Raw genomic sequence first — 5669 nt, 5'->3', positions numbered from 1 at the left:
CGCCGCCATCCTGCCATGATACAGCTCCTCGTTTCGCCGACCGCAAACGAGGAATCCGCCAACAACCCGTCCGTTCCATCAATCCAGCCTGCTGCAGCACGCGGGTTTCATGGAATCGGTCGTCTAGTCGTCCGTATCCCAACGTCACTGATGGCCTCGCATCAAGAAATCCCCACCAATCGCGTTGGTGACGCGTCAAAGATTCCACTATCCCTTGTTTCTGCCATCTTCGCATCCAAAGCAGAGATTTGCTGATTGCACACGTCGCGGTCGGCGGTAGCGAGTGCTTTAAGGGGATTCCATGACAAAGCCAGTTGTGATTGTGGTGGGTGCGGACAAGGGTGGGGTTGGCAAGACGACCGTATCCCGAACGCTATCCCGAACGCTTCTGGACTATTTCATACCACTAACGTGCAGACACGCGCATTCGATACTGAGTCACCGCGAGGAACGTTGAAGCGCTTCCACCCCGAGATAACCGAGATCGTCGACATGACCACGACTGCGGATCAGATGAAGATCTTCGACACACTTAACTCAGGGTTATCCGTCACGGTGATCGACGCCCGCGCAGGCTTGCTGTCTCCGGCGCTGGCATCCTTGCGCGACATCGGCTTTTTGGATGCCGCGCGGTCCGGCCAGATCACCTTTGCCGTATTCCACATCTTGGGATCATCCATCGCTTCCCGGGACGAGATCGCCGAGACCGCCAGTTTCATGACTGGTGCAACGTATTTTCTGGTCAAGAACTTCATGAACGACACTCAATTCTTCCAGTGGGACGAGTCGACCTACAACTCCTAGTTCCACCGTATCAAGAACGCGACCGAGCTGACGATCCCTAAGCTCAATGAGATGGCCTATGAGCAGGTCGAAGTTGCTTCCGTCCCGTTCGTCAACTTCGTAGCCAACAAGGGCCGGCACGACGATGCCGCGAACCACCCCTTCGTGCTGCGCGGCTATGTTCGGCACTGGCTCGCAAATGTCTGGCGCGAATATGATCGCATTAACTTGACCGACTTGGCCGGCGCCAAGTCAGTGACCCGCGGCGGCGAAAAATAGTCGCTCGTTCGGCGATTGAAGAACTGAACCACGTACGAAGTTCGCTTGATATTACTGGCAATGTTAGCCACGCCCGTTTACATCATCTGCTCTCCTATCCCGCAGGTCGGCAAGACCCTCGTCTCTCGCCTCATGAGCGAGTTCTTGCTGCTGAAGAACGGCACTGCGCTCTCGTTCGACATCAACCTGAAGGAGCCGTCACTGGTCGATTACCTCCCTAACATCACCTGAGACGGCGGATGTGATCGACACCTACGGCAAGATGCAGCTGATGGACCGGCTTATCCTGCACGACCGGGTGGCCAAGGTAATCGACCTCGGCTTCCATGCCTTTGATGAATTTTTCAAGATGTGCGAGGAGATCGGCTTCATCAAGGAGGCGCTCCGCCGCCGTGTTGCCCCCATCATCCTATTCGTCGCCGGCACCGACCGCGTCTCCTCGCGCAGCCATGAGATGCTGCGGTGGCGGATTCCGCCGGGGCGCTGGTCACCGTCCACAATGAATTCATGCTGCGCGGCGAGTTACCTGAAGCCATGGATGGCGCGCGCGTAATCCGGTTTTCGGCGCTACCGGTATTTCTAAAGACTTAGGTCGACCGACTGAGCTTTTCGTTCACGGGATATCTGCGCAACGAGAAGGATTCCTCCACCGAGTTGCATCAGTGGATCCGGCAGAATTACATCATGTTCCGCGATCTCGAATTGATGGCGATGCCACAGCCGTCGTCTTGAGTCGGGCTCCACATGTGGAGAATTCCCCCGATACGGAGTTCTTCACGTTGATCGTATTGCTTGCAGACATAATGCCCGAGCGGTTGGCGAGGCTGTTTGCTCGCTTCGTGTCGGGACGGCCTCGTGCGTGGCTTGGGCCAAAAAATCACATGGCGGGTACGCGGCAGATTTCTGGAGAAATCAACGCGGTCGCCATTAGCTCATTGTGGCCTTCTGAGACTCGTCAGCTTCTCATCAGGTAACTCTCCTAGCATGAGAACCTCGATATCTAGACGGCGACGTCATCAGGAAATGAACACCCGATTGCTTGATCTCGGAATCGGAGGGGCGTGGCGGCGGTCTCGGTCGCGGCAAACGATTGTTGATTGTCAGTTGTCTTCAGGCTTCGACAGTCGGAATCTCGGCCGAAGGCTCCACCGCTTTCACTCGATCACCCTACCGTGCGCCAGATACGAGCTTTGCTGTGGGATGTGAGGTGCCATGGAGCGAACGAATAACAATTTTAACCTGTTTGATTTTGATGTGGAAGGGTTCGCACAAGCGTACTATCAACAGTCGCGCGCGGGGCAGCAATCGGGCAACACGAGGGAGCAAGCTAGCTTTGAGCAGCAGATGAACGAGTTACAACTCAACTCGTCTGATGAGAGCTCCGCAAGGTCTAGTTCGCCTGATGAGAGTCCCGCAAAGGGCGATGGAGGAATCCGGCGCACTGACTTCGGCGGTTCGGTGCGGATGCCGCCACACTCCCGGCTGAGGGACACCTCGTTCAGCAGCACGCGCCACAGCGTAGACATCCCCCGAGCTCACTTTCGAGATTCGGCCCAAGTACCGCCGCAGTCCAATTTGCGGGATGATATGTTCAGCAGTGCGCGCTACACTTTGCCATCTGAGGAGCGGCCCGCGGTTCAGACGAAGAACAGCAAGGATCGCGGACTGTGGTCGCGTATCAAGTCAGGTGTCGGAAAGGCGTTTGGGACGAGTCGCAGCGAAAAGCCGTCCGGCTCCACGGCTCAGCAAGAGGTCTTTTCAACGAAGTTTCGCGTGGATTACGCCAAGCAGCCCGGCCGAACACGCGGGGTCCCTGAGGAGGACGAGGAGCTGTTTGAGGACTTCAAAAGCAAAGCCAAGGTCACCCGGGACGACGGCACCGGCAAAGTACTGGGCGACGGCACCATCAAAAATGCGATAGCCGATCTGCGCCATTTGAGCGGCCGACTTAGCCAGAACGGGAGGCCATCAATCGCGGATCGAATTGGCAACCCTGAGCTGGAAGCTGGGTTGGATGACGATGTGGAAACCTATGCGAAGGATCGCAGCGGGCGCATCAAAGCGGCATTGAAAAAGCTCCGGGACGTCGGCGCCGGAAAGGCCTTGTCAGCCGATATCCGGCGCTTGGCTCCTTATCCGGCAGACGCAACCCTCATCGACATGTGGACCGCGGCGGAAAAGGCGACACGCAGGATTGAGCCGGAGACTGTCGATAGACAGGCTCGCCGCCTTTCCAGGTTGAGCGATTGGCTGCAAACGCGCGAAAAAGGGGCCATGGCTGGCCGACTGAATGACAATGGGCTGGCCCAAGATGTTGAGCAGTATAGGAACCAAACCGCGGACACCAAAATTAACGCCGATTTGCTCAGGCTTCGGCGCTACCAGCAAGTCCGCGAGGCGAACAGAGCGCTGGGGCTACCTCCTCCTGAGAGCGCGCGTCCGCTCGCCGGGGAAGGCGCTCGGCAGCCCGGGTCGCCGCAGGAGCTTCCCGCAACGCCAGCTACCCCGAGCGAGGGAGCTTGGGAATGGTTTAGGAATCAGATGCAAGAACCCGCGTCGTCCACATTCACACCGCACCATGGCCCGCAGCCGAGCTCGCTTCAGGAGCTTCCGGCAACGCCAGCCACCCCGAGCGCGGGAGCTTGGGACTGGTTTAGGGAGCAGATGCAAGAACCCGCGTCATCCTCGTTCACACCGCACCGCGGCCCGCAACCGCGCTCGCTTCAGGAGCTTCCGGCAACGCCAGCCACCCCGAGCGCGGGCGCTTGGGATTGGTTTAGAGAGCAGATGCAAGAACCCGCGTCACTATCATCTGCGAGGCGTCCCTCGTCAGACGTCTACGGCGGTCTTGAGCCGCTGGTTAATTTGAATCCGCCCACACCGTATGAATTGCGTGACGACGCTCACTCTGTGCCGGCGCCTGACCTCGCCAGACCGCCGTCGTTCGTTGGGCCATCAGGGGCCCCTCAGGAGCGGCTGGATATCGGATCTATCGTCGGCGAGGGCTGGCACCACGGCTCCCAACCGGCCTCGGACGTCCTGATCGATGTACTGAGTAACATCAATCTCATGCCGAACCAGTTCGGCCCAAGCCAGTTCGCGATCAACGGTGAGCATTACTCGGCCACGTTTGGGCCGGGAGAGCACAGGGACGTTCGTCTCATCCATCATCCTCGCGCGAGGCCGATGAATGAAGCTGGGCCATCGCGGCAGCCCATAGCTGATCTTGGGTTTCTTATCCGCGGGGGATGGCAGCACCGCGAACGCTGGCTTCCGCCTTACCTTGTCCGTGCACTAGAGGGGGAGCACCTCATGCCGGAAGCCGGGCGCCCGACGTATATCAACATCCGCGGCGTGCCTTACAGGGCCGAGTTGCTGGAAACGGACGGCGGCTCACGCGTTCGTGTTTATCCTGAAGCTGGTTGAAGAACGCGCTTGGGCTGCAATCTCGGGTCAGCGGGGCGGCGCATGGGGGGAAGTTTTACCGCACACCCAGCGGCATAGGCTTGCTCGCACCAGGGGCACCCACGGGAAATGCGCTGCGCAATATGAGCGTTTGGATAAAAGGAAATGGCGATCGCGAAATTCAACTTACTTATTGCCGAGGTCCGCGCGGCACTCGAGCGGCTGATCGATGTGCTGGCAGACCTTGGACTTGCCCACCGCCACGGCGACAAGGTCCGGCTTGGCCTCAACCTGATTGAGCGCCCGCGCCGCCGTGAGCTCGACACCGGAAGCCGTCTCGCCGAGGAAATGGGCCTTGCGTATTGCCCGCTGATGCAGGTGGGTAGATTGCGGGGGATCTATCGCCGAAGATTGTCGATCGCCTCGGGGCGCTTTGCCATGATGGCATCATTCTCAGTTTCAGCTCGTGCCCTGCCCCTTCGCTCGAGCGCGAATTGAGCAACTACGTGAGCGGCATAGCCGGTCCCGGCAGCGTTGAGCCTTGGGCACAAACGCGGCCTTTCCCTCTGACCCGCCGATCTCTGGGCTGGGACGCGCGCGACTGCGATGCGCAGGCTGCGCCGTGGTTGTACCCGCGTCGATGGACCTAAACCCGTGTCACTCTATCTCGTTGTGGCGCCCATCGTTCGCAACCACCCTCGCCAGAAACTCATTGTGATGACTTTGATGAGCTCGCAGCACCTTGGCCGCTCTTCTTGAGAGGCGGCCTGCCTTCATGGCTGGCTCTGGCATCCGCAGCTTCCTAATTGCGTATTTCGCAAAAACGGGACAGCAGTTTCGCTAACTGACGGACAGCAGTTTCGCTAAATCGCGGACAGCAGTTTCGCTAAATCGCGGACAGCGTGGCGGCGCTGGCTTTTGGTTGCCTGGTTGTTGAAGTCAGTTGGTATTCGTTTCGCTGTTTTCGACGTTGGTCAAGGGGCGCGCGGCTTTTTTCCTTCGCATGCTGTCGCCTTCGAGGGCGATACGGTGGGAGTTGTGGATGATCCGGTCGAGGATAGCATCTGCGATGGTTGGCTCGCCGAACACGACAGAGTACCCCTATTTTGGAACGGGTCGTGTCTCACGTCACGATCACCGACCCGCATCATTTTCTGTTCGGGCACCGGCTTGAGGTGCTGAAGGAGCGGTCGGGACGCGGT

The 5669-nt window shown here is 58.8% G+C and carries 4 protein-coding genes and 2 pseudogenes; 5 read left to right on the top strand and 1 reads right to left on the bottom strand.

Going from position 1 to position 5669, the window contains the following annotated elements; genetic code table 11:
- The 5 genes and pseudogenes from C7G61_RS45730 to C7G61_RS42045 form a co-directional block, all read left to right on the top strand.
- Nucleotides 1-255: hypothetical protein (locus tag C7G61_RS45730; protein WP_210205929.1), on the top strand; the 255-nt coding region annotated here is incomplete at its 5' end.
- A gap of 46 nt (nt 256-301) precedes the next feature.
- Nucleotides 302-1062, top strand: a pseudogene (locus tag C7G61_RS42065) (P-loop NTPase family protein).
- A 60-nt stretch (nt 1063-1122) separates the two neighbouring features.
- Nucleotides 1123-1794: pseudogene (locus C7G61_RS42060) on the top strand (hypothetical protein).
- Nucleotides 1795-2274: 480 nt separating this feature from the next.
- A complete protein-coding gene (locus tag C7G61_RS45390) occupies nt 2275-4488 on the top strand; it encodes a hypothetical protein (protein ID WP_244608769.1) in 2214 nt (737 codons plus the stop codon).
- A 144-nt stretch (nt 4489-4632) separates the two neighbouring features.
- Nucleotides 4633-4965, top strand: a complete 333-nt coding sequence (locus C7G61_RS42045; protein ID WP_108523345.1) for a DUF3363 domain-containing protein — start codon at nt 4633-4635, stop codon at nt 4963-4965.
- Between the two features lie 441 nt (nt 4966-5406).
- On the opposite strand, the gene C7G61_RS42040 is transcribed toward C7G61_RS42045, so the two are convergent.
- The gene (locus C7G61_RS42040) at nt 5407-5556 is read right to left on the bottom strand and encodes an ATP-binding protein (RefSeq protein WP_420836845.1); all 150 of its coding nucleotides are present in this window, start codon (nt 5554-5556) and stop codon (nt 5407-5409) included.
- Nucleotides 5557-5669 lie beyond the last annotated feature (113 nt).

The sequence above is a fragment of the Bradyrhizobium algeriense genome (assembly GCF_003062295.1).
GTDB lineage: Bacteria > Pseudomonadota > Alphaproteobacteria > Rhizobiales > Xanthobacteraceae > Bradyrhizobium > Bradyrhizobium algeriense.
The sequence above is the reverse complement of the archived record's forward strand: the minus strand, read 5'-3'. Positions and strand labels throughout refer to the sequence as shown.